General features: G+C 68.3%; 20 protein-coding genes and 1 pseudogene. 5 read left to right on the forward strand and 16 right to left on the reverse strand.

Going from position 1 to position 21,350, the window contains the following annotated elements; all coding sequences use genetic code 11:
• Window positions 1–10 precede the first annotated feature (10 nt).
• The gene (locus K254_RS0116020; protein WP_051389295.1) at window positions 11–1,528 is read left to right on the forward strand and encodes a bifunctional phosphatase PAP2/diacylglycerol kinase family protein; all 1,518 of its coding nucleotides are present in this window, start codon (window positions 11–13) and stop codon (window positions 1,526–1,528) included.
• Window positions 1,529–1,569: 41 nt separating this feature from the next.
• Here K254_RS0116020 and K254_RS0116025 read toward each other — a convergent pair whose 3' ends face one another.
• The 10 genes from K254_RS0116025 to K254_RS0116070 form a co-directional block, all read right to left on the reverse strand.
• Window positions 1,570–2,043, reverse strand: coding sequence for an acyl-CoA thioesterase (locus K254_RS0116025; protein WP_026556223.1), 474 nt, complete (start codon window positions 2,041–2,043; stop codon window positions 1,570–1,572).
• A gap of 110 nt (window positions 2,044–2,153) precedes the next feature.
• Window positions 2,154–3,635 carry an aldehyde dehydrogenase family protein gene (locus tag K254_RS0116030; RefSeq protein ID WP_026556224.1) on the reverse strand — a complete coding sequence of 494 codons (1,482 nt, stop codon included), beginning with the start codon at window positions 3,633–3,635 and terminating at the stop codon, window positions 2,154–2,156.
• A 44-nt stretch (window positions 3,636–3,679) separates the two neighbouring features.
• Window positions 3,680–4,453 (reverse strand): SDR family oxidoreductase, encoded by a 774-nt coding sequence (locus K254_RS0116035; protein WP_026556225.1) that lies wholly within the window; start codon window positions 4,451–4,453, stop codon window positions 3,680–3,682.
• Window positions 4,453–5,376 carry a dihydrodipicolinate synthase family protein gene (locus K254_RS0116040; RefSeq protein ID WP_026556226.1) on the reverse strand — a complete coding sequence of 308 codons (924 nt, stop codon included), beginning with the start codon at window positions 5,374–5,376 and terminating at the stop codon, window positions 4,453–4,455. Before K254_RS0116040 ends, K254_RS0116035 begins: the two co-directional genes overlap by 1 nt.
• Window positions 5,377–5,409: 33 nt before the next feature.
• Window positions 5,410–6,219, reverse strand: a complete 810-nt coding sequence (locus K254_RS0116045) for an enoyl-CoA hydratase-related protein (RefSeq protein ID WP_026556227.1) — start codon at window positions 6,217–6,219, stop codon at window positions 5,410–5,412.
• 5 nt (window positions 6,220–6,224) lie between these two features.
• Window positions 6,225–7,457: a CaiB/BaiF CoA transferase family protein gene (locus tag K254_RS0116050; RefSeq protein WP_026556228.1), complete on the reverse strand. Its 1,233-nt coding sequence runs from the start codon at window positions 7,455–7,457 to the stop codon at window positions 6,225–6,227.
• On the reverse strand, window positions 7,454–8,818 hold the full coding sequence (locus K254_RS0116055) for an FAD-dependent oxidoreductase (protein WP_026556229.1): 1,365 nt from the start codon (window positions 8,816–8,818) through the stop codon (window positions 7,454–7,456). Before K254_RS0116055 ends, K254_RS0116050 begins: the two co-directional genes overlap by 4 nt.
• A 12-nt stretch (window positions 8,819–8,830) precedes the next feature.
• The gene (locus K254_RS0116060) at window positions 8,831–10,126 is read right to left on the reverse strand and encodes an MFS transporter (RefSeq protein WP_026556230.1); all 1,296 of its coding nucleotides are present in this window, start codon (window positions 10,124–10,126) and stop codon (window positions 8,831–8,833) included.
• A gap of 165 nt (window positions 10,127–10,291) precedes the next feature.
• On the reverse strand, window positions 10,292–10,897 hold the full coding sequence (locus tag K254_RS0116065; protein ID WP_026556231.1) for a helix-turn-helix domain-containing protein: 606 nt from the start codon (window positions 10,895–10,897) through the stop codon (window positions 10,292–10,294).
• A 149-nt stretch (window positions 10,898–11,046) separates the two neighbouring features.
• Window positions 11,047–11,757, reverse strand: coding sequence for a GntR family transcriptional regulator (locus K254_RS0116070; RefSeq protein WP_026556232.1), 711 nt, complete (start codon window positions 11,755–11,757; stop codon window positions 11,047–11,049).
• 254 nt (window positions 11,758–12,011) lie between these two features.
• On the opposite strand from K254_RS0116070, the gene K254_RS0116075 reads away from it, so the two are divergent.
• The 3 genes from K254_RS0116075 to K254_RS23655 all read left to right on the forward strand — a co-directional run bounded on the left by K254_RS0116075 (window position 12,012) and on the right by K254_RS23655 (window position 15,283).
• Window positions 12,012–13,337 carry an MFS transporter gene (locus K254_RS0116075; RefSeq protein WP_026556233.1) on the forward strand — a complete coding sequence of 442 codons (1,326 nt, stop codon included), beginning with the start codon at window positions 12,012–12,014 and terminating at the stop codon, window positions 13,335–13,337.
• Complete coding sequence (locus K254_RS0116080) at window positions 13,334–14,347, forward strand: L-idonate 5-dehydrogenase (protein WP_026556234.1); 1,014 nt, start codon at window positions 13,334–13,336, stop codon at window positions 14,345–14,347. Before K254_RS0116075 ends, K254_RS0116080 begins: the two co-directional genes overlap by 4 nt.
• A 129-nt stretch (window positions 14,348–14,476) precedes the next feature.
• Window positions 14,477–15,283: a COG4705 family protein gene (locus K254_RS23655; RefSeq protein WP_051389296.1), complete on the forward strand. Its 807-nt coding sequence runs from the start codon at window positions 14,477–14,479 to the stop codon at window positions 15,281–15,283.
• Window positions 15,284–15,415: 132 nt separating this feature from the next.
• Here K254_RS23655 and K254_RS26500 read toward each other — a convergent pair.
• Window positions 15,416–15,538: pseudogene (locus K254_RS26500) on the reverse strand (hypothetical protein); the annotation flags it as partial.
• Between the two features lie 124 nt (window positions 15,539–15,662).
• Here K254_RS26500 and K254_RS23660 point away from each other — a divergent pair.
• The gene (locus K254_RS23660) at window positions 15,663–17,198 is read left to right on the forward strand and encodes an HNH endonuclease signature motif containing protein (protein WP_051389297.1); all 1,536 of its coding nucleotides are present in this window, start codon (window positions 15,663–15,665) and stop codon (window positions 17,196–17,198) included.
• 355 nt (window positions 17,199–17,553) lie between these two features.
• Here the strand turns inward: K254_RS23660 and K254_RS0116100 are convergent, their stop codons facing one another.
• Genes K254_RS0116100 through ureE form a run of 5 tightly spaced genes read right to left on the reverse strand, consistent with a single transcriptional unit; the run spans window position 17,554 to window position 21,342 of the window.
• Window positions 17,554–18,600 (reverse strand): HoxN/HupN/NixA family nickel/cobalt transporter, encoded by a 1,047-nt coding sequence (locus K254_RS0116100; RefSeq protein ID WP_026556235.1) that lies wholly within the window; start codon window positions 18,598–18,600, stop codon window positions 17,554–17,556.
• Complete coding sequence (locus tag K254_RS0116105) at window positions 18,600–19,442, reverse strand: urease accessory protein UreD (RefSeq protein WP_026556236.1); 843 nt, start codon at window positions 19,440–19,442, stop codon at window positions 18,600–18,602. Before K254_RS0116105 ends, K254_RS0116100 begins: the two co-directional genes overlap by 1 nt.
• A gap of 59 nt (window positions 19,443–19,501) precedes the next feature.
• On the reverse strand, window positions 19,502–20,116 hold the full coding sequence (ureG, locus tag K254_RS0116110; RefSeq protein WP_026556237.1) for an urease accessory protein UreG: 615 nt from the start codon (window positions 20,114–20,116) through the stop codon (window positions 19,502–19,504).
• A 37-nt stretch (window positions 20,117–20,153) separates the two neighbouring features.
• Window positions 20,154–20,852, reverse strand: coding sequence for an urease accessory protein UreF (locus tag K254_RS0116115; protein WP_026556238.1), 699 nt, complete (start codon window positions 20,850–20,852; stop codon window positions 20,154–20,156).
• A gap of 4 nt (window positions 20,853–20,856) precedes the next feature.
• Window positions 20,857–21,342, reverse strand: a complete 486-nt coding sequence (ureE, locus tag K254_RS0116120; RefSeq protein ID WP_026556239.1) for an urease accessory protein UreE — start codon at window positions 21,340–21,342, stop codon at window positions 20,857–20,859.
• Between the last annotated feature and the right edge of the window lie 8 nt (window positions 21,343–21,350).

Below are 21,350 nucleotides of genomic sequence, written 5' to 3' on the forward strand. Positions count from 1 at the left end.
GGGTGGGCTGATGAACCTTCTCCACCGCCCACTGTCCGGCCCCGGCACGTTGAAGGGGCGCATCACGCAGGTTGACCGTGCCGTGGTGGCCAAGGTGGTGGCCCTTCCTCCGGGCCCCTGGGACGGGGGTCTGCGCTGGCTGACCAATGCCGCCACCAAGGGCAAGCTGTGGTTTGCCGCCTCGGCCGCCATGGCCGTGGTGCCCGGAACTCCGCGCCGGGCCGCGGCCCACGGATTAATGGCCCTGGGGGTGGCCTCCGCCGTGACCAATCTGGTGTTCAAGACCGCCCTCCCCCGCCTGCGGCCCCACCCGGGGCTGTGGCCGGCGTTCCGCTTCAACCACCCCCAGCCCACCAGTTCCTCCCTGCCCTCGGGGCATTCGGCCTCGGCTGCCGCCTTCGCGACGGGCGTTGCCTTCTCCAGCCCGGCGCTGGGGCTGGCCGTGGCGCCGGTGGCCGCCGCGGTGGCCTATTCGAGGGTCCACACCGGGGCCCACTGGCCCTCGGATGTGGCACTGGGCTCGGCAGTCGGCGTCGGAGCTGCGTTTCTCACCCGCGGCTGGTTCCCCGCCGCCGGACCCGTGCCGCCGCCGTCGTCCACGGCCGCCGAGGCGCCCGCCTTGGGCAGTGGCGAGGGCCTGGTGGTGGCCATGAACACCATGGGCGGCTCCTTCTCCCCCGAGGCCGTCCAGTCGGTCAAGGAGGCATTCCCTGAGGCCGACGTTGTGGAAATCGGTCCGGGTGAGGATGTGGCCCAGGCGTTGGCGGACGCCGCCGGACGGGGGACGACGACGGCGCTGGGCGTCTGGGGCGGCGATGGCACCGTGGGTGCCGCGGCACAGGCAGCGGTGGATGCCGGGCTCCCCCTGCTGGTGTTCCCCGGCGGAACCCTGAACCACTTTGCCCGCGACATCGGCGTCGACAGCGTGGAATCCGCCGTCAACGCGGCCGCCCGCGGCCAGGCCGTGGTGTCCGATTTGGGCACAGTGGATCTGGAACGCGGCGACGCCGGCAACCCGGAACACCAGAGCCGCCCCATGCTCAACACAGCCAGCGTGGGCGTCTACCCCGACCTGGTGCGGCGCCGCGAGCGCCTGCAGGGTGAACTGGGCAAGCCGCTGGCGGCCCTGATCGCCGGGCTGCGGACGTTCGCCTCGGCGCAGCCCGTGCTGGTGAAGATCGACGGTGTGCCGCACAAGTTGTGGACCCTGTACATCGGGCGGGGGCGGTACTACCCGCACGATCTGGCACCCCTGCTGCGCCCGGTGATGGACGATGGGCTGCTGGACATCCGGATGGTCTCGGCGGACAGGCGCTTGGCCAGGACGCGGCTGCTGTTCTCCGTCTTCACCGGCACCACCGCCACCTCCCCCGTGACCACGCTGCGCACGGCCCGGACCATCAGCGTGGAATCGGACGGCGCACCGTTGTCCCTGGCGATCGACGGCGAAGCGCTGGCCGGCGTCCACGCCGCACATTTCGCGGTGGAAGCGGCGGCGCTGCGCATCTACGCGCCGGCCGCGCCCTGAGCCTCAATCCCTGAAGCGGGGGCCGCCGCGGACAGCGGCAGTCAGCGGAAGTTTGCCGCCCCCAGCAGCGGTTCCAGATGCCGCTTCTTCTGCTCCGAAATGCGCAGCAGGCGCCCGGACCCGGGGTTGAAAAAGGCCAGCACCGTCTCGGCAATGACGCATTTGGCCCCGTCCACGGGATCGAAAATGGCATACGCCACGGTGAACGATGCTCCCTTGACGGCGCTGATCCAGACCTCGATCCGAGCCGGGACGTTGCGGTAGTTCAGCGGCGCGAGGTACTTCACCCGGTGCTCCACCACCAGTGCCTGGGTGCCCTCGGGCAGGTCGTTGAAGACGGGCAGGTCCACCTCGACGCCGGGCAGCCCGGTGCCGGCCGGCGGGCCGAAGGCGTGGACGCGCGCCTCCTCCAGAATGCGCAGAACCTCCACATTGTTGATGTGCCCGTAGGCATCCATGTCTCCCCAGCGCATGGGGACGCTGAGCACCAAGCGGGTTCCGCCGTCGTCGTTCATCGATTCCTCCACCGTCCAGCACCTCGGCTCCCAGACTATCGCTGGCCGGTGCCGCCGGGGCGGAGCAGGCACGCACCACGGCAGCGGACGGCCGCCGTGGTGCGCCGGGATCAGCTGCCGGTGTAGACCGTCTTGCCCCAGGTGTAGAAGTCCACCGCCGTGCGGCCCTGCTCGCGGAAGGTGTTGGTGGAGGAATCCTTGACGCCGCCAAAGGGGACGTTGAGATCCAACCCGGCCGTGGGCCTGTTGACCTTCACCACGCCGGCCTGCACGCGGGCGGCGAAGTCGGTGGAGAGCTTGAGGCTGTCCGTGCAGATGCCGGCGGTGAGCCCGTAGCGGGAATCGTTGACGGCGGCGAGCCCGGCCTCGTAGTCGGGCACCTCCAGCACCGCGACCACCGGGCCGAAGATCTCCTCCGTTACGGCAGGGTCGTCGGCCGCCAGACCGGTGAGCACCGCGGCCGGGAAGAACAACCCGGCCTCCGGATCGGCGTCGACGCTGCCATGCAGCAGCGTGGCGCCACGGTCGACGGCGGTGCGGACGGCGTCCAGATCCTGGTCGAACTGCGCCCGGCTCACCACGGCGCCCAGACGGGTGCCCGGTTCCAGGCCATCGCCCGGCAGGTACCCCGAGGCCTCCGCCACCAGCGCGTCCAGGAACGTCTCCCGGATGCCGGGGGTGACATAGACCCGCGAGGTGGCTGTGCAGGCCTGGCCGGTCAGCCCAAAGGCACCCGCCGCCACCACCTGCGCGGCGGCCACAGGATCGGCGTCGTCCAGCACCAGGACGGCGTTCTTGCCGCCCATTTCCAGCTGGACCCGGGCCCGGCGGGCGTTGAGGACCTCCTGCAGGCCCAGGCCCACGTTGGTGGAGCCGGTGAAGGACAGTCCGGCGACGCGCGGATCACTGGCCAGGGCGGCCCCCACCACCCGCCCCTTGCCGTGGACCACGTTGAAGACGCCGGCGGGCAGGCCCGCATCGTGCAGGGCGCGGGCCAGGTGGGTGGCGGAGAGCGGGGTGAGTTCCGCCGGTTTGAGCACGACGGCGTTGCCGGAGACCAGCGCCGGGGCCGCCTTCCAGGCCGGGATGGCGATCGGGAAATTCCACGGGGTGATGAGCGCAAAGACGCCCATCGGTTCGCGGCGGGTGGTGATGGTGGTGCCCGGGAGTCCGCTGGGCAGCACCTCGCCCGTGGCGGCCCAGCCGAGGGAGCCGAAGAAGCGGAGCACATCCACAGCACGCTTGACCTCGCCGCGGGCCTCGGCGAGCGTTTTGCCCTCCTCCCGGACGAGGTCGGCGGCCACCGTGGATTCACGCTCCTGCAGCAGGCCGGCCGCCGCGATGAGGATGGCGCCGCGGGCCGGGGCCGGCAGTGCCGCCCAGCCGGGCTGGGCCGCGGCGGCAGCGGTGATGGCTGCGTCAACGTCGGCGGCACTGCCGATGGGCGAATATGCCGCCACCTCCTGGGGGCGGGCCGGGTTCATGCGCTCGGTGTCTGCCGCACCGAGCCATTGGCCGTTGATGAGATGCTGCGCGGTGGATGCAGCAGCGGACGAGGTTGAGGTGGAGGAGGCAAAGGCTGTGGAAGTCATGGGGATTCCTTAATGATGGTGGGCCGCCGGATGTCGGAAGCGGATTAGAGGCTGCGGATCAGGCCGCCGTCGCAGCGCAGTGCAACGCCTGTGACGTAGGAGGCCGGCGCGCTGCACAGGAAGGCTGCAGTAGCGCCGAATTCCTCGGGGTTTCCATAGCGGCGCACGGGGATGGTCTTGAGGGATTCGCGTTCGATGTCAGTCACCGTCACACCGCGCCGTTTGGCGGCGGCATGGTCGAGTTCGGCCACCCGGTCGGTGGCGATGCGGCCCGGCAGGAGCAGGTTGACCGTCACGGAATCCAGGGCAACCTCCGCCGCCAGGGTCTTCAGGTAGGCCGCAAGTGCTGCGCGGCCGGTGTTGGAGACTGCGAGGTTGGGCAGCGGTGCCACAACACCGGAGGAGCCGATGGCCAGCACCCTCCCCCAGCGGCGCTCGCGCATGCCCGGCAGAACCTTGGAAATCAGGCCGTGGTGCGGGCGCACCAGCAGGTCCAGGGCGGCGGTGAAGTCGCCGGCATCCATGGAGGCCGCCGCGCCGGGCTTGGGGCCCGGGCCGTTGAGCACCAGGATGTCCACCGGGCCCAGCAGTTCCTCGGTGCGCTCGACGGCGGACGCCGCCCCGTCCGGTGCCGACAGATCGACCTCGACGGCGACGGCGCCGGGCAGTTGCGCGGCGATCTTCTCGGCGAGTTCACGCCGTCGTCCGGTGATGGCCACCCTGGCGCCCTCGGCCGCGAGGGCCCGCGCCACAGCAAGTCCAAGCCCTCCCGTGGAGGCGGCCACCAATGCCGTCTTTCCTGCGATGCCCAGATCCATCAGAAACCACCTACGGCAAGAGTGTCCAGCGCGCGAAGCGCCTCGCCGGCTTCCGCCAGATGGGTGTCCAGCCCCGCCCTGAGCACCTCGGGGAAGGGTGCGGCCGGGGCGCGCACCGAGGCATCCTTGAGCAGGCCCCTGCTCTTAAGCAATTCCTTGCGCACCGCCAGGGCGATCCTGGCCTGTTGTTCAAAGTTGATGAGCGGCAGGAACGGCGCCAGGACATCCCGGGCCGGGGTGTAGCCGCCCTGCTGCCAGGCCCGCACGCAGGCAACGAGCGCCTCGGGGTAGGAGAAGCCCGTCATGGCGCCGGCGGCACCGGCGGCCAGTTCGTCCAGCAGCCCCTGCCCACCCAGGCCGCCAAACACGGGCACGTCCACCGCGGCGGCGAGTCCGGCGATCGCCACGGAGGTGGGCGGCGCCTCGGCCTTGACGGCCACCACAAAGGCGCACCGCTGCACCACCTCGGCCAGGGCGGCGCCGCCAATGGCGACGCCGCTGGCCAGCGGGTAGTCCTGCAGCACGATGGTGGCGCCGGTGGCCCGGTTGATGGCCTGCAGGTGCTCCACCACGACGTCGGCGTTGGCACTGTTGGCCTGGACCATGAACGCCGCGATGCGCTCCCCCGCCACGGCCTGGGCCGCACGGACCTCCTCGATGACCACCCTGGTGCCCAGCGAACTGGCGCCCACCACCAGCGGCAGGGTGGTGGATTCGACGACCGTCTCCAGCACCAGCGCCCGCTCATCGGCCGTCAGGGACGCGGACTCGCCGAAGACACCCAGCACCGTCAGGCCAACGGCCCCGATGGATTCGTAGTGCTCGGCCAGCCCGGCCAGGCTGTCGCTGTCGATGTCCAAGGTGCTGCCCTGGAATGGCGTGGCGAGGACTCCCCACACGCCCGGTTCTAGTGGATTCCGCATTGTTTGTTCCTTCCTCAAAGTCTGTTCAAGGCCCTATTCGCCGGGCCAGACGGGGGCGCGCTTTTCCTGGAACGCGAGCACTCCTTCGGCGGAGTCCTTGCTGTCCAGCGCGTCCATCAGGGCCGGCAGCCGCAGGCCGCGGGCCTCTGCGGCGCTCAAATGCGCAGTACGGGTGACCATCTGCTTGACGGCGCGCACGGAGGTGGGGGCGCAGGCCAGGATCTGCTCCAGCCAGCGGTCGACGGCGGCGTCCAGCTCTGCCGCGTCAACCACCTCGTTGACGAGGCCCATGGCCTGCATTTCCGCCGCATCGGCCTTGCGCCCCGTCACCAGCAGTGACATGGCCTGCGTGTACGGGATCCGGCGCACCAGCTGGTGGATGCCGCCGTCCAGGGCGAGGCGCCCGACCCGCGGCTCCGTCAGGCCGAACTTCGCATGGGAGGCCGCGACGACGATGTCCGCGCCGAGCACCATTTCCATGCCCCCGCCCAGCGCATAACCGTTGACCTTGGCGATCACCGGAACGTCCAGGGTGGTGCGCAGGCTCAGCCCGCCGAAACCGTTGGGGTCCAGGCCGGCCCAGTACTGCAGGCCCGTCTCATCGACGGCGGAGGCGCTCATGTCCGCGCCAACGCAGAAGGCCTTGGTGCCGGCGCCGGTGAGGACCACCGCGCGGATGCTGCGGTCCCCCTCAAGCTGGGCCCAGATGGCGTTCAGCGCGGCGGTGGTGGGACCGTCGACGGCGTTGAGCACCTGCGGGCGGTCGATCACCACCGTGGCCACGCCGTTCTCGATCGTCAGCGACACCTCGCTGCCGGCGCTGCCCTGTGCTGCCTCATTCATCGTGTTCACCGCAGCACCCCCAGCTCCACCAAGCGGGCGATCGCGTCGTCGTCGAACCCGTTCTCCTTCAGGACCTCGGCATTGTGCTCCCCCAGCCGCGGAGCGCTGCGCCGGATGGAGGCCGGCGTGGCCGAGAGCCGGATGGGGGCGTTGAGCATCTTGACGGTGCCCACGGTGGGGTGGTCCACCTCCACCACCATGTTGTTGGCGCGGGTCTGCTCATCGGCCAGGGTCTGCTCGAGCGTGTGCACCGGGGCGTTGAGCAGCCCCTCCTCCTCCAGCCGCTGCGTCCAATAGGCGGTGGTGTTGGTGGCGATGCGTTCGCGGAAGATGGCCTGCAGAGCGGGCTTGTTCTCAAACTGGTGTTCCAGGGTGGAGAACTCCTCCCGCAGAGTGAGGTCCTCGTCCAGACCCAGTGCGCGGGAAATGTGCAGCAGCGGATCCGCGGTGAACCCGCCCACCATGCAGACGGCGCCGTCGGTGGTGGTGAACACGCCGCTGAGCGGCATGGCACCCCAATTGACCTCATAGCCGCGGTTGAGCTGCATGCACGCCTCCTGCATCTGCATGTGAAGCATCGAGTCGTACATGGTCACCTCCACCTTTTGGCCCACACCCGACAAATCGCGGGTGCGCAGGGCCAGCAGGATCCCCTGCAGCAGATGCATGCCGGTGGTGTAGTCGCACAGGGTGGTGGGGTAGATCGTGGGCGCCGTCTCGTCCGAGTCCCGGCGCCACATCACCCCCGAGTAGGCCTGGGCAATGGCATCCTGGCCGCCCTTGTGCGAGTAGGGGCCCTCGGGGCCAAACCCGGTGCCCGAGGCCCAGATGATGCTCGGATTGTGCTCCTTGAGGTCCTCGTAGCCGAAGCCCATCCGCTCCATGACGCCGGAGCGGAAATTGCTCACCACCACATCGGCGTCGCGCATCAACCGGTGCAGCACCGCCCTGCCGTCCTCGGTGCGCGTGTCAACGCTGATGCTGCGCTTGTTGCGGTTGATGGACAGGAAGATCGGGTTGTCCTGGCCGTCCGGGTCGGGAAAGGAGTTGCGCGAAATGTCCCCGGCGCCCGGGCGCTCCACCTTGATGATGTCAGCACCGTAGTCGCCCAGCAGCTGGGTGCAGCTGGGGCCCATGAACACCTGGGTGAAGTCCACAACCTTGATGCCGGCCAGCGGCTGCGGCGGGCTCTGGAGCTCCAGGGCCAGTTCCGCTGCTTCCTCTACAACAGTGCTCATGCCGACACCGCCGCATCGGCGTCGATGGTGGCATTGGCCGAAGGCACATCGCCCGGATCCGCATTGTGGCGGCGCATCCCGGTCTGGATGTCCAGGGCCGAGACGTCCCGGACCAGCACGCCGTCCTGGACGGCCAGCGCAGCGGCAACGCCCACTGCCTGGCCCATGGCCATGCAGGGCGGGATTTCGCGGGACATCTTCTGCGCCTCCGGGGTGGCGGAGTAGTGGCGCCCGGCAACGAGCAGCTGGTCCACCTCCTTGGGCAGCAGCGAACGGTAGGGGTAGTAGTAGTCGCGGCCTCGGGCCACGGAGTCGGCAAAGTGGCGGCGCTGGGTGACGTCGTCCTTGGTCATGACGTACTCGCCCTGGAGCAGGCGGGTCTGGCGCACACCCATCTGCGGAGCGACGTCGAGCATGTAGCAGTTGCTGAAGCCGGGCAGGTTGGCCTTGACGTAGTCCACGGCTTCGCTGATGCGGTCGCGGGCGGCAAACTCCGCCGCCGTCAGGTCGGCCGGATCGGTGCCGTCGAAGCCGCTCATGTGCGGGGCGTTGCACCAGACCACACCCTCGATGGGGGTCTTGAGCCACCAGAGTTCCCAGGCCCCGCCCAGCAGCCGCTTGATCTTGCGGTTGATGGCCCGGGCCTCCTTCGGGTTGGCCTGTTCGAAGCGCTCGGCTTCGGCGGTGTCCACGCCGCCCAGGCGGAAGACCAGGGTGGTGATGTAGCTGTCCTTGATGTGGCTGGCACCGGCGCGGGAGGCAACGTCGATGTCGCCCGTCGTATCGATCACGACGTCGGCCAGGAAGGCCTGCGGACCGGACTTGGTTTCACAGACCACGCCCTTCATGACGCCGTTGTCGACGATGGGGCGGGAGAACCAGGAGTGGAGGCGGAGGGTGACGCCGGCCTCGCGGACGAGGTCGTTGGAGACCCGCTTCCAGCCGTCCGGATCGAACGCGGCGGCGTAGCAGATGGGCTTGGGGGTGGTGTGGGAGTGGAAGTCGAAGGTTCCGTAGCGGCCCCACTTGTTCCAGAGTTCCTCGGAGGTTTTGCGGTCCTCGACCGGGGGGACGACGGCCAGGCCCAGGGCCTGCAGACGCTCAACGTATTCGGACACGATGCCTGTGACGGTGATGTCCTGGCCGTTGATCATGTCATCGAGCACCAGCACCATGCCGCCGGAGGCCAGACCGCCCAGGGAGGAATAGCGTTCCAGCAGGGTGACTGTGGCACCGGACCGTGCGGCCGTGACGGCTGCCGCCACACCGGCGGGTCCACCGCCAACGACAAGCACCTGCGAGCGGTTGATGACGGGGGCTTTGAGGTCGTCGCTGGAAATGCGCAGATCAAGAGTTGTCATGGTGTGTATTCCTTACTTTCCGACGAAAATGCCGTTGGCCCGGCGGGCGAGCAGATAGAAGACGATGCTGAGGATTGACAGCACTGCCACATAGACCGGGAAGACCCAGTCCAGGTGCAGGGACTGGAGCCAGACCAGCAGGTAGGACGCAGTGCCGCCGAAGACGGCGACGCCGATGCCGTAGCCGAGCGACACCCCGGCTCCGCGGAAGGTCTTGGGCATCAGGGAGGTGCTGATGACGTTGTAGAGGGTCATGTTCAGCACCAGGACCACCGAGCCGCCCAGCAGCACCGCGGCAAAGCCGCCGATGCCCGGCTGCGTGTACATCAGCATGAGGAACACCGAGGGGACGGCCAGCCACCGGGTCCACAGGAACCAGCGGGACATGGCCCGACCGTCCGCCAGCTTGCCGATGATCCAGCTGCCCGCCACCAGGACGACGCCGAGCGCCGTCGTGAGTGCGAAGACGGCCGTGGGGTCTTCCTTGAAGTTGCTGCGGGCGGCGCTGGGCAGGCCGACGTTCCACGCGTAGTTGTAGGCCTGTGCCGCTCCCACAATGAAGACGATGGCCAGGACGCTGAGCCAGTGCTTGCGGACGCCCGTCCAGACGGCGCCGGTGGAGTTGTTTGCCAGTTCCTCCGGGTGCATGGTCTCCGGCAGCGAACGGCGCAGGTACAGGACCAGGAAGCCGAAGAGTGCGCCGACGATGAACGGCAGGCGCCAGCCCCATTCGCCCATGGCGGCTCCACCGATGGCGAGGCTGCACAGGAAGCTGACCAGGGATGCCAGCAGGATGCCGATGTTGACGTAAAAGGACATCAGCCCTGCGACCATGCCCTCGCGCCCGTCGGGGACGAGTTCGACGGCGTGGGCTGTGGAGAGCGGTGCCTCCACGCCGGTGGAGACTCCTTGGACGATGCGGCAGGCCACCAGGATGATGCCGGCCCACGCGCCAATCTGTTCATAGCCCGGGGTGACGGCGATGACCAGCGTTGTCGCGGCCATCATGGAAATGGAGACCAGCATGACCCGGCGGCGGCCGATCCGATCCGCCACGGTGCCCAACAGGATGCCGCCCAGGGGCCGGAAGGCGAATCCGACGGCGAAGACGGCCAGCGTGTTCAGCGTTGAGGACAGGGGGTCGGTGGAGGGGAAGAAATTCGGTCCGATGTAGGCCGACAGGAGTCCAAAAATCATCCAGTCGTACCATTCAAGGGCGTTGCCCAGGCCGAGGCCGAGCAGGCCCTTGCGGACAGCGGGGGTGAGCCGTTGTGGCTTGCTTGGTGCTTTGACGACGGTGTCCAGCATTGTCTTGTCCTTACTGCGGCGCCCATGGTGGGGTGCCAGAGGGTATGACGCATCACGGCATGGGGGTGCACAGAGTGGATGCGAAGGTGGCAAGGATTGTCCTGGGCCCGATGTGGGCGGAGGACAGCAAGGGTTAGGGAGCAGACGCCGGCAGGGGTGCCGGCATCACCACGCGTGTGGTGCGTTAACCCAGATCGCTACGCATACCTCTTCGTAGCTGTTTTTGTACCAGTGCGGGGTGTCGGAGGCGAAGGTGATCGAGTCCCCGGCTTCCAGGGAATGGCATTCGCCATCCAGGTAGATGTCCTTGCGCCCGGAGATGATGATGCCGAACTCCTCGCCACTGTGCCGAAACGGTGTGGCGCTGGTGTCGTGTCCGGGCGGGCTGACAATCCACTGGGCCTCCAGGGCCCCATTCAATCCGGGGGTCAGCAGTTCGTAGACGGCTTCGCCCACTGACTTGCTGGTGATGCCCTTGAGATTGCGACGCTCGGATTTCCGGACCACCGGGGACCGGGTTTCCTCCTGGCCGCTGAAGAACCTGCCCACGGGGATGTCGAGTCCATGGGCAAGCTGGGCCAGCGTCGTAAAGGAGGGGTTTGCCAGACCGCGTTCGATCTGGCTGACAATCGCCTGGCTCAGGCCAGTGGTCTCCGAGAGCATTGCCAGCGTCATACCCTTTTCCTTGCGCATGGAACGGACCTTGTTGCCGACAGTCATCAGCAGGGCGCTCGTCGCGGGCGGGGTGTGGGTGGTGCTCTCGGTAGTCATTGGCCTAGCCTCCATTGAGTGATCCAACTCACACAACTATAGTGAAGATCTTCAGCGAGTCAATGATTTTCTTGATTATCGTGAAAAAATTTACGAAAGTACGTGTTTTGGCCGGTTGGTCGACCGCACAGCCGTACTCGAACCGGGCGCTACGCCCGGGCGGCGCGGGGCGCGCGGCGCTCCGGCAGCGGACTGGCGTCAAAGAGTTCGGGGCGCTTGAGGCGCATGGCGTCCACATCATCCAGGACAAAGCGCAGGTGCATGCGCAGGGAATCCTCCGCCGCGGCAAGGTCCCCGCGCTCAATCGCGTCCACAATGGATCTGTGGTCGTGCACGTATTCTTCGATGCCGCGGAAGCCGCTCAGCCCCAGATAGCGGGCGCGGTCCAGATGCCCCTTGGCATTGGCGACGGTGGCCCAGGCCGTCTCGTGCCCGGCGATGGCCAGCAGCATGCGGTGGAACTGCTCGTCCAGCGGATAGAACTCCTCGCGGCTGGTGCACAGCTCCTGCTGCGCCAGTACAGCCCGCAGTGGCTTGGCATGCTCCGGCTGGAACTGCCTGACGCATTCACGCAGCGACGCAATCTCGATGGCCTCGCGGATGAACTGCGCCTGGGCGACGACGGCGGGGTTGATGTAGGTGACATAGGTTCCGCGCTGCGGGCGGACCTCCACCAGGCCCTCCTGGGCGATGAGCAGCAGCGCCTCGCGGACGGGCGTGCGGCTGAGTCCCAGCACCACAGCCAGTTCATTTTCGGACAGCAGCGCCCCCGGCTGCTCCTCGCCGGAAATGATGCGTTCGCGGATCCGGCTGTAGGCCACGTCGCGGGCCGATGTCCTGGCAGGGGTGGCTTCTGGCATGCTCCCAGCCTATCCCCACCCGCTCCCCCACTCATCCGGTCCCTCCGGCCCACGGCGCGGAGGCAGCCCACCTTTGGGGAGGAACGGCGTCGAACATCGGCCAAAGATGGGCTGGTTCAGCGCGGCCCGAACCGGCGTCACAATGGGAACGCCCTTGACGGACTTGTATGGCAGTGCTTGAATGGCAGTGATTTGTTTTGAGACGCAGGCCACACGGCCGCCCAATGATGGGCGGATCGGGAACAGAGGAGTTCATGACGGCAGCAATCCAGGTCGGGCACACCACCCGGTCAGTAAAAGACCTCACCAAGGCAGCGGTGTCCGGCTGGTTGGGCACCGCCATGGAGTACATGGACTTCCAGCTCTTCTCGCTGGCCGCTGCCATCATCTTCAATAAGATCTTCTTCCCCACCTTTGATCCGGCCGTTGGCCTGCTCGCCTCCTTCCTGACCTACGCCGTCGGCTTCCTGGCCCGCCCACTGGGCGCCTGGTTCTTTGGCCGGATGGGCGACCGCCTGGGCCGCAAGAAGGTTCTCGTCATCACCATTTCGCTGATGGGCTGCTCCACCATGCTGATCGGCCTGCTGCCGACCTATGCCCAGATCGGCTTCCTGGCCCCCGCACTTCTGGTGGCCCTGCGCCTGGTCCAGGGCTTCGGCGCCGGTGCCGAGCTCTCCGGCGCATCGGTGATGCTGGCCGAGTACGCCCCGCCCGCCAAGCGCGGCCTGGTGGCGTCCTTCGTCTGCCTGGGCACCAACTCCGGAACCCTGCTGGCCTCCGGCATGTGGGTTCTGCTGACCATGCTCCCCGAGGACGCCCTGTTCAGCTGGGGCTGGCGCATTCCGTTCATCCTGAGCATCCTCATCACCATCTACGCCCTGTGGATGCGCCGGAACCTGAAGGAAAGCCCCGTCTTCGAAGAGGCCAAGCAGCACGCCGCCGTCCACGCCAAGGCGGGCACCGGCGTGAAGGCCCGCAAGGGCAAGGCCTTCCTTCTGGCCGTCTGCCTGCGCATCGGCGAGAGCGGCAACTCCGCACTGATCCAGACCTTCCTGGTGGGCTATGTTGTTTCGGCGCTGAAGATGGACAAGGGCGTGGGCACCATGGCCCTGCTGATTGGATCCATCATCGGCTTTGCCACGGTTCCCCTGGCCGGCTGGCTCTCGGACAAGATCGGCCGCCGCACCATGTACCGGGCCCTCTCCGGCTTCCAGCTCGTCTTCGCCATTCCCGCCTTCCTCATGCTGAACTCCAAGGATCCGCTGCTGGTCAGCCTGGCCCTGATCATCGGCCTCTCGGTGTCCGTACTGGGCATGTTCTCGGTGCAGTCCGCCTATGTCAATGAGCTCTTCGGCTCCCGCAACCGCTACACCCAGGTGGCCCTCGCCAAGGAAATCGGCGGCGTCGTCTCCGGCGGTGTTGCACCGCTGATCGCCGGCGGCCTGCTGGTCGCATTCACCAACTCCTGGTGGCCGATTGCCGCGCTGATGATGTTCTACTCGGCCATTGCCTTTGTGGCCACGTTCTTCGCCCCGGAAACCAAGGGCCGCGACCTGACACTGGTGGAGGATGCAGCATGAAGGCCGTAGTGGTCCACGGGCGCAATGACCTGCGCCTGGATGAGCTCCCCGAGCCCGCCTGCGGACCGGACTCCGTGGTGGTCCAGATCGAATTCGGCGGCATCTGCGGCTCCGATCTGCACTATGTCAGCCACGGCGCGTCCGGGCTCAGCGAACTGCACCACCCCATGGTGCTCGGCCATGAGGTGGCCGGTCGGATCAGCGCCGTCGGCGGCCAGGTCCTGGGGCTGCAGGTGGGCCAGGCCGTAACCATCCACCCCGCGACGCCCTGCGGCAACTGCGAGGCCTGCCGCGCCGGCCGCACCAACCTCTGCCCCGAGGTCACCTACTTCGGCAGCGCCGCCCACGATCCGCACACCGACGGCGCCTTTGCCAGCGCCAAGGAGGTGCCGGCGTCGCAGATCAGGGTGGTGCCCGACGGCGTCAGCACCCGCCGCGCGGCCGTGGCGGAACCGCTGGCAGTCGCCATCCACGCCGTCGCCCGGGCGGGGGACATCCGCGGCAAGTCGGTGCTGGTCAACGGCTGCGGTCCCATCGGCGCGCTGGTGGTGGCCGCCGCCCGGAAGGCCGGGGCCTCCTACATCTATGCCAGCGACGTGGCCGAGAACTCGCTGCTGATCGCCAAGGCGATGGGTGCAGACGAGGCCATCAACGTGGGCCAGGGCGCGCCCCTGCCCGAGGTGGACGTGGCCTTTGAGGCCTCGGGCGTCGCCGCGGCCCTGGGCTCCGTGATCCTCGCCGTGCGCCGGGGCGGCGTGCTGGTCCAGGTGGGCAACCTGCCCGCGGGCCCGGTCAGCGTGCCGCTCGGCGCCCTGGTGTTCCGTGAAATCGACTACCGCGGAACGTTCCGCTTTGTCGATGAGATCGCCACGGCGCTGGAGTACCTGGCGGACGGTCTGGACGTGGAGCCTCTGCTGACCCACACATTCAGCATCGACGACGCCGCCGAGGCCTTCCGGATTGCGGGCGACCGCAGCACCGGATCCTCCAAGGTCCTCCTGGCGTTCTAACCCGGGGTTTCATGATGGTGCCACCCGCCGGGTGTGTTTGGCCGGGAAAGGTACCTCCCCGGCGGGGGCCTGGGCCGTGGCTGCTGGTTGTTTGCCAATCTCCCAGCTTGTGTCGGCATACTTTTGCCCATGACCTCCCCGTACCAGCCCTTTCCAGCGCGCCCAGCTGGCGTGGCCACCCTTGACCCGGTCCGGACCGCAGCACTCAAGGTTCCCCAAGTCACTGCACTCTTTTGGATCATCAAGGTGTTGACCACCGGCATGGGAGAGACCACCAGTGATTTCCTGGTCCGGCAATTCGATCCCGTGGTGGTCATTCCGGCCACGGCCCTGGCACTGGCAGCAGCGCTTCTTCTGCAGCTGAGGCTCACACGCTATGTTGCCTGGGCCTATTGGCTGGCGGTGGCCCTGGTCAGCGTGTTTGGCACCATGGCAGCCGACGTGCTGCACGCCGGTGCGGGCATCCCGTATCTGGTTTCCACGGGATTCTTTGCGGCGGCACTCGCCGCGGTCCTGTACCTGTGGAAGCGGACGGAAAAGACACTCTCGATCCACAGCATCAACACAAGGCGCCGCGAAGTCTTCTACTGGCTGACCGTCCTGGCCACCTTTGCGCTCGGGACGGCGGCCGGGGACCTCGCCGCCAGCACCTTCCAGCTCGGCTACCTGGGCTCGGGCATCCTGTTTGCCCTGCTCATTGCCATTCCGGCGGTGGGGTTCCACCGGTTCAAGATCAATGCCACCCTTGCCTTCTGGTCCGCCTACATCCTGACCCGGCCCCTGGGTGCGTGCTTCGCAGACTGGATGGGCGTCCCCGCCACCCGTGGCGGACTCGACTGGGGTACCGGGCCGGTGAGCCTGGTTCTCGCCGCGGCCATAGCCGTTCTGGTGGCCTTTCTATCCATCACCCGGGCGGACCTGCAGAAGGAACCCTAGAGCGCCGGGCCGCCAAGGCACGAAGCAGGCGTCCGCGCCGCCCTGGCACTATGCGCCCCCGGCCCGCCGGGGTCGGGTTTGTGGCAGCGCTTGATCTGCCGGAGTCCGTCCGCACCGTGGGCCCCGTGCCGTTCAACGGGGACGAGGGCTACCGCACCTGCTGTTCTTCCCTTTCGGCCAGGCCCGCCAGATGACAGCCCGCCTACGGACGCTGAAGGCCGCCAACGCCGCCAAGAAGCTGCCCGGCGTCCAGGTCTGCTGTGATGGGCTGGACGTGCTGCAGGCGCAGTCCCCGGAGGCTCTTTCCGGAGGCGGTTTTTTGGCGGGAACTTCGCTCGCACACCTGTTCTAATCAACAAACATGGAATAGAATAAGATCATGAGCGTTCCGGTCGGCAGTTCCGGTGGCGCCGCCACCACGGCAGGGCCGACGATGGCGGAGCAATTGGCCGCGCTGAGGCTCCCCACCCTGCCACCGGCCGCCCCCGGCACCCGCGGCGAAGCACGTGACGCCCTTGGGGCGGTGCGGGCGGACTACGGCGCCTGCGTTGACGCCCTCGCCGAGGTCGCAGCCCTGGAAGCCCGGGTAGCGGCCTGCAAGGCCGCCCTGATTGACAGGCTCGCCGCCGCCGGCACCGCCGAAGCAGCGGCGTTGGGCTTCGACACCCGGCAGCAGGGCATCGGCGACGCCTCCACCACCGCGGAACTGGCCACCGTGTTGTGCATCCCGGAACGGAGCGCCGCGAACCTGCGGGCCCAGTGCGTGGCGCTCGTACGCGAGCACCCCCACACCCTTCAGGCCCTGGGGGCGGGCAGGTTCTCCTGGCAGCACGCCCTCGCCATCCTGGACCAGGCCCTCTCCATCCAGAACGTGCCCGACATGCCCCGGGACGTGGTCGACGCCTTCGAACGCGACCTGGTCGAGGCCGCCTGCGGGGTGACGGTGACCCGGTTCACCGCCGCGGCCAACCGCCGCCGTGAACGCCTGCACCCCGAGAGCATCCAGACCCGGGCCACGGCCGCCCGGGCGGGCAGGTGCCTGGACCTGCAGCCGGGCCGGGACGGCATGTCCTACCTGGGCCTGTACCTGCCCGCCGAAACGGCCCAGGCCGTGTGGAACCACGCCACCGCCGCCGCCCGCGCCCTGCAGGGCCCCGCCGAGCCGCGCACCCTTACCCAGCTGCGCCTGGACGTCGCCGCGGCCCTGCTGCTGGGCCAGGAGACGGCCGACGCCAAGGCCGGGCACCCGGCACCCCGGGCCCAGATCCTTCTCACCGTGCCCATCCTGTCCCTGCTGGGCGTCTCCGACGGGCCGGCCGAGCTGGAGGGGTGCGGGCCCGTCCCGGCCTCGATCGCCCGCCGGCTGGCCGCGCAGGCCCCCTCGTTCCAACGCCTGCTCACCGACCCGCACACCGGGGAGCCCGTGGCGCTCTCACCGGGCACCTACCGGGTGAGCGAGGCCATGCGGGCCTGGCTGCGGGCCAGGGACAGGACCTGCACGTTCCCCGGCTGCAGCACCGTCACCGCCGACACCCAGCTGGACCACCTGCTGGCCTGGGAACACGGCGGGAAAACCAGCGAGGACAACCTGGCCAGCGAATGCCCCAAACACCACCTCGTCAAACACCATAAGGACGGGAAGACCCGCACCGGCCCCACAAAGACAAACCCCACGAAAACAAAACAGCCGGGAGGTGCGCCCGCCGGGCCCGGGATTAGGGGCTGGACACCGCAGATGACCGAGACCGGGCGCCCCGGCTGGACCTCACCCGCGGGCCGCTACCACCCGCCCGAACCGCTGGATTCCACCCCGCCCGACTACCCGGACTGGCTTCAGGACAACATCAACGGGCGGACGGGCACCGCGGACTACAGCATCCTGGAGCACGCCGTCACCGTGCGCCTCGCCGGATGACGTGCGGCGGGACAGGCAGCCCGATGGGACAGGCCGCGGCCGAAACAGACTTGCCGGCACGGTGGCACCAAGCCGGCACCGAAGTCGGACGACTCCACGAAGGACCAACGCCGAAGCGTCGGGACCAAAGTGCGTCGACTCATCGAGGAACCTTCCACGACGGACCAACAGGGGAACGCCGGCACCGAAGCGGGTCGGCTCCGCGAGGAACACTCCGTGAAGGACTAACGGCGGAAACTCGGGGCCAGCGTCGACAAAACTCGAAAGCGGCCCGCCGCCTGTGAATTGGACAGGCAGCGGAGCGCTTTTCGCGTGCCGTCGGTGCTGCCGCCGTCGCCAGCGCAGGACCGCGGCGCTAGTTCGACCGGCGCTGCGCCGGCCGGCGCCAGCGCAGGGCTGCCACGCCCCAGACCGCTAGGAACACGGCCACGAGGGCCAGGCCGGCGTGGCCCAGGTCCAGCTCGGCCAGCCAGGTAGTGACGGGGTCGTTAAGGTCCAGCACGGTGTGCAGGACGCCGCCAATGGTGATGAGCGAGATGAAAAGGGCCGAGGTCGCGGACATGCCGGTGATGACCATGTTGAAGCCGATCCGGCGGACCGGGTCCACCACGGCCGAGCGGTACATCTTCATCATCGCCATGCCGTTGGCGGTGTCGCAGAGGGTCATTGCAGCGGTGAAGCCCAGCGGCAGTGCCATCAGCGCGATGGGCGAGATGCCGGCGAGCGCTGCGGAGGCCGTCAGCAGCAGGAAGGCGATGGTGGAGGCGGTGTCGAAGCCCAGGCCAAAGAGGAAGCCGAGCACGTAGATGTCACGGGGGCGCTTGACCTTGGAGAGCGGCTTGTTCAGCAGCCGGGCGACGGCGCCCGTGGGGGCGAGCTCGTCCTCGGTGACGGTGCCGCCGCTGCGCACGCGCCGGTAGAGGACGTTGGCGCGGCCGAAGGCAGTGCCGTTGAACAGGCCGATGGCCAGCAGGAACAGGGCGGAGACTGACGCGCCGAAAACGGCCAGCACCGTGTTGGCGGCCGAGCCGTCCTCGAGCACATTGGCCATGACGCCCGCGCCCGCCACCACGAGGATGCCGGCTAGGACCACCACGGAGCTGTGCCCCATGCTGAAGGCGAAGCCCACGCTGACCGGTGCGCGGCCCTGGGCGGCGAACTTGCGGCTGGCGTTGTCGATCGCGGCGATGTGGTCCCAGTCGTAGCTGTGCTTCACCCCGGCCAGGTAGGCGGTGACGAGCAGGCCCAGCGCCAGGGGGTGCGCGTCGGACAGCAGTGAATAGGCGAGCAACCCCAGCACGGCAAGGTGCAGCAGGACGACGGCGCCAAAGGTGGCGCCGATGCGGCGGGCCGCCGGGAGCTTTTCGCGGTCCAGATAGTGGGTGCGTGCCAGTAGTGCCATTAGTACTTCCTTAGGTTCAGCGGCTGCTGGCCGTGCCAGCGGGCGCGGAGCAGATCCCCCGCAGCCCCAATGAGCGCATTCAGCGGTTCCGTGGCCGTGGACAGTGCGCGCACCACCAGCCCCGGGCCCTCCAGCAGCGAAATGCCCAATTGGCCCGCGGGGTCCATCGGGGCCAGCAGGGCGTGCAGCTCCTCCACCAGGGCGGCGTCCACCCGGGCGTCGATCACCAGCAGCGAGCCCAGGTGCGTGTAGTGCTCCATGAAGGCCATGCCGTCCACCGGGGAGCCGGAGCCGGGGGTGATCTGCAGATTGTCCAGCACCACCAGCCGGCCGTCGACCCAGATGTCGGTGCGCAGGCGCACGGTGTCGTAGCGGAACAGCCGTCCGTCCGGGGACCAGCCGGGGGTCACCACCTCGGCCATGACCAGCGAGGCCGTGGAGTCCATCTCCACCACCGTGTGCTGGAGGTAGGAGGCGCCCTCATAGGCGATCAGCTGGTCCGGCATGAACTCCACGGCGCTGCCGGGGGCCAGCTTCAAGCGCATGTCCTGCCGCGCCCGGCTGCCCGGGGTGCGGTAGATCTTGGTGGCGGACTGGGTGGTCAGCAGCAGCCGGGCCTCGGGCTGGACGTCGACGTCGATGCCGTAGCGGTCCCCGCCCAGGTAGGCGCCGCCGGGGTTCACGACGACGTAGCAGACCTGGTCGCCATCGTCGAGGTAGTGCGGACGCAGGATCCGCAGCGCACCGCGGTGGTACTGCTCCGTGGCGATGGCTCGCCCGGCCCTCAGGCCGATGCTCATCCGCAGCTCGCCCACCAGCGATTCATCGCGCGAGCCTGGCATCGGGCCTGGCGCCGGCAACATCCGCGGCACCGGTGGAGCCACCGCGGTGCGCTGGCTGGTCACGGGGCCAGGTCCAGCATCAGCACATCGTGCTTGATCCAATCGAGAACGGCGTCCAGGCCCTCGTCCGTCTTGAGGTTGGTCATGCAGAACGGCTTGTCGCCGCGGAATTCCTTGGAGTCGGACGCCATTACGGACAGGTCCGCACCAACATAGGGGGCGAGGTCCGTCTTGTTGATGATGAACAGATCGCTCTTGATCATGCCCTGGCCGGCCTTGCGCGGGATCTTCTCGCCCTGGGCCACGTCGATGATGTAGATGGAGAAGTCCACCAGCTCCGGGCTGAAGGTGGCGGAGAGGTTGTCGCCGCCGCTTTCGATGAAGATGATCTGCAGGTCCGGGTGGCGGTCCTTGAGCTCCTGCACGGCGGCGGAGTTCATCGAGGTGTCCTCGCGGATGGCTGTGTGCGGGCAGCCGCCGGTCTCGATGCCGATGATGCGGTCCAGCGGCAGGATGCCGTTGGCGGCCAGGATCTTGGCGTCCTCGATGGTGTAGATGTCGTTGGTGATGGCGGCCATCGAAATGGTCTCGCTCATGTGGCGGGTGATGCGCTCCACCAGCTGCGTCTTGCCGGCGCCTACGGGGCCGCCGACGCCGATTTTGATGGGTTCCATGGTGTTCTCCTTGCTCCGGCCCGCGGGGGCCACTTCGTTAGGACATGAAGATGCGGGCGCGTTGGCGCTCATGCCGCATCTGGGCGATTTCCAGCCCGGGGGCCGCCGCACCGAATTCGCTCTCATCCAGCGCCGCGATGGCAGCCACGGCCTCCCCCACCACCGAATGGGCGCCGCGCAGCACGCGCTGCCCGGCGTTCTGCCCGATCGGGATGGCGCGGATGGCGTTCTGCGTCAGCGAGGTGACGGTGGAAAAGAGGTAGGCGGCCACGAGTTCGGGCGCCGGGATGGACAGCGCCCGCCCCACGAGGCCGACGGCGATGGCCGGGTGCCCGGCGCAGCGGCCGTCGGCCACTCGGACGGCGTACTCGTCCAGCTCGGGGCCGGGGGCCACCTGCCGGGCGATGTCCAGCATGCGCAGCCCCATCTTGGTGCCGGCCTCGCGGATCTCCCGCGGCAATGCGGCGGCCGCCAGCATGGCATCGAGCCGGAAGACGTCCTCTACCGGGCCCGCCTCCAGCGCCAGCCGGATGGCCAGGCCGTCGTTGTGGACCAGCTGGATGGCGACAAACTCCCCCAACCAGCGGGCAAAGTCCGCCTCGTTGGTGATCAGCCCGCGCTCCAGGTACATCTCCATGCCAAAGGAATGGCTGAAGGCGCCCGTGGGCAGGGCCGAGTCGCTGAGCTGCAGCAGGGCCAGCAGGTACGACGGCGGGCCCGCGGGAGTCTGTTCCACGGCTCTAGTGCGTGTGGCCGGCGTGCCGGAACGGCACCGGCATCACGCGGTCCTGGCGGGTGTAGGGCACACCCACGTGGATGAGGTGGTCCACCACTGTGTGGTCGTACTGCACCACCATCACCTCGGCGCCGTACTCGCTGACGGCGTCGAAGAACTGGGCTTGCAGGTGCTTGTTGCCCAGGTTGTGGGCCACCGTGCCCATCTCCAGGATGCTGCGCGGGGCGATGACCAGCACATCGGTGGATTCCACCGACACCACGATGGCACCCTTTTCATCGCGGAAGAGAATGTCGCCGTCGCGCAGATCGCCGGCGGTGCCGGCCGTCGCGTTCAACCGCAGACCCAGCTCGCGGCCGTGGTCCGTGGTGACGCGCTGGATCCGCTTCACCAGGGCGGCGCTGGGCAGCACCACCTTTTCCAGGTGCAAGCCCTCCAGCTCGCCGGAGGGCAGCTCGTGCACATTGCCAAGAACGTTTTCAACAATCAAGAGGTACT

The sequence above is a fragment of the Arthrobacter sp. 35W genome, assembly GCF_000482545.1.
Lineage (GTDB): Bacteria > Actinomycetota > Actinomycetes > Actinomycetales > Micrococcaceae > Specibacter.